Origin of the sequence: Brachybacterium epidermidis (assembly GCF_015209585.1) — a bacterium.
GTDB lineage: Bacteria > Actinomycetota > Actinomycetes > Actinomycetales > Dermabacteraceae > Brachybacterium > Brachybacterium epidermidis.
The window spans coordinates 1-2,111 of sequence record NZ_JADEYR010000029.1 but is presented as its reverse complement, the minus strand read 5'-3'; the positions used below and the strand labels follow the sequence as shown (position 1 = coordinate 2,111).

Here is a 2,111-nt window from a genome sequence, read left to right as displayed (position 1 = left end):
CCGGCCTGACCCAGTACGCCTACAAGCAGGTCGGCATCGACCTTCCGCGCACCTCCGGCCAGCAGGTCGACGCCGGCACCCAGATCTCCAAGTCCGAGGCCCAGCCCGGCGACCTCGTCGTGTGGCCCGGCCACATGGGCATCTACGCCGGCGGCGACAAGGTCGTCGATGCAGGACGCTCTCCCGGTGCCGTCACCGAGCGCACCATCTGGGGCAATCCCACCTTCGTCTCCTTCCGCTGAGTCCAGCGACTACTCGCGGCGCGCACCCCACCCCCGAGTGGGGTGCGCGCCGCTTTGTCGCGCTCCCCTGCGGCCAGGGGACGTGCGGATCGGTGCAGGCTACGTGTGCAGGGTGCGCTCGGATTCGCCTCGATGCACGGACGGGCTCTCCAGCTGGATCGTGGCGTGCTCGAACGCTATCGGGAAGTGCGTCCTGACGCAGACATGGACCTCTTCGAGGATCCGCAATGCGTGGGCCGATTCGAAGCACTCCTCCCCGACGACGACGTGCGCCGAGATGATCGGCAGATTGCTCCCGATCGCCGAGGCATGCAGGTCATGGACATCCTGGACGTGGTCGAGCGCAAGGATGTGCTCACGCACCTGATCGAGATCCACACCCTTCGGGGTGTACTCCATGAGGATCCGCAGCGTCTCGGCCATGATGCGGAACGCGCGGGGCACGATCAGCGCGGCGATGAACAAGCCGGCCAGTGCATCGGCCTGTTGGAATCCGGTCAGCTGGATCACGATCGCGGCCGTGATCACTCCGAGCGAACCGAGGGCGTCATTGAGGACCTCGAGGAACGCGGCACGCATGTTGAGGCTCGAATCCTTGCCTCCGGCCAAGATGAGGATCGCTGCAATGTTCGCGACCAGCCCGATCACGCCGAAGATGAGCAGCTCTCCCGAGGCGATCTCTGGGGGATCCGTCAGTCGCGAGATGCCCTCAACGGCGGTGTAGGTCCCGACCACGATCAGGAGCGTGGCCTGGGCCAAGGCTGCCAGTACCTCGATGCGAGCAAAACCCCAGGTCCGGCTGCTGCTGGCCGGGCGCAGCATCATGGTCGCCGCGATCAGCGCGACCAGTAGTCCGGAGGCGTCGACGAGGGCGTGCGCCGTGTCCGTGAGCAGGGCAAGACTTCCGGTGACGACACTCCCGACTGCTTGCGCGAGCACGATGACGGAGGTGATGGCGAAGGCGATGGCGAGTCGCGTCCGGGCGGTGCTCGACCCGCTGCCGCCGTGCGAGTGGTCGTGTCCTGAGTTCATCAGAGGTCTCCGTCCTCGAGGTTCTCGTGGTTGCGGTGGTTCTTCAGGGAGAGGGTGGTCCCGGAGGTATCGAGCAGGTCGTCCGCCACCTCGAGCAGGTCGCTCAGTCGGGGCAGATCGGTGAGGGCGAACCAGGATGCGCGGCCTTCGGTACGCGCGGTGACCAGACCGCAGTCGCGCAGGCACGAGAGATGCTTGCTGACGGTCGACTGGGCAAGGTGCATGTGCTCGACAAGGTCGCGAACTCGGTGCTCACCGGTCGAGAGGTGCTGGAGGAGAGCCAAGCGTGTGGGTTCGGCGAGAGCATGGAAGAGCGCGGCATGGCTGTCTGCCACCTCGAACTGCGGCTCGGCCGGGATCGCATCAATCGTCATATGGCGATGATATCGCCGTGTGGGGTTCTGTAAAGGGGTGGGACTGGACGAGTCGATCCTGGGAGATGAGCGAAGGGGTCGCTGGTGGCACGTCGCTACACTCGATGCGCCCCGGTCATGGGGACAAACCGGCCCGCACGAGGGGTCACCCGAGGAGGAGACGTTCATGACGGCGGACACGACGGCTGCTCGCGGAACCACCGGGACGGCGGTGCGGATCATGCTGGCCAGCCTGTTCGGGCTGCTCGCCGCCGTACTGATGCCACTGGTGGTGCCCGCATTGTTGCCCGCGGCGTCGGCGCACGACACCTTGACCTCTTCGAACCCGGCAGCAGGCGAAAGCCTCGAGCAGGCTCCCGAGGCGCTCGAGCTCACCTACAGCGATGAGGTTCTCAACCTCTCTCCGGCCGTGCGACTGACCACCTCCGCCGGCGAGGAGATCTTCACCGGGACACCCGCCGTG

Annotated in this window: 4 protein-coding genes; 2 read left to right on the top strand and 2 right to left on the bottom strand. The window is 66.3% G+C overall.

Going from position 1 to position 2,111, the window contains the following annotated elements; genetic code table 11:
- Positions 1-242: C40 family peptidase (locus IOE58_RS14025; protein WP_193866967.1), on the top strand; the 242-nt coding region annotated here is incomplete at its 5' end.
- 99 nt (positions 243-341) lie between these two features.
- On the opposite strand, the gene IOE58_RS14020 is transcribed toward IOE58_RS14025, so the two are convergent.
- Together IOE58_RS14020 and IOE58_RS14015 are read right to left on the bottom strand one after the other, a co-directional pair.
- Positions 342-1,274, bottom strand: a complete 933-nt coding sequence (locus IOE58_RS14020) for a cation diffusion facilitator family transporter (protein ID WP_193866966.1) — start codon at positions 1,272-1,274, stop codon at positions 342-344.
- Positions 1,274-1,648 carry an ArsR/SmtB family transcription factor gene (locus IOE58_RS14015; protein ID WP_193866965.1) on the bottom strand — a complete coding sequence of 125 codons (375 nt, stop codon included), beginning with the start codon at positions 1,646-1,648 and terminating at the stop codon, positions 1,274-1,276. The genes IOE58_RS14020 and IOE58_RS14015 overlap by 1 nt, the downstream gene beginning before the upstream one ends.
- A 166-nt stretch (positions 1,649-1,814) precedes the next feature.
- On the opposite strand from IOE58_RS14015, the gene IOE58_RS14010 reads away from it, so the two are divergent.
- Positions 1,815-2,111: copper resistance CopC family protein (locus tag IOE58_RS14010; RefSeq protein WP_193866964.1), on the top strand; the 297-nt coding region annotated here is incomplete at its 3' end.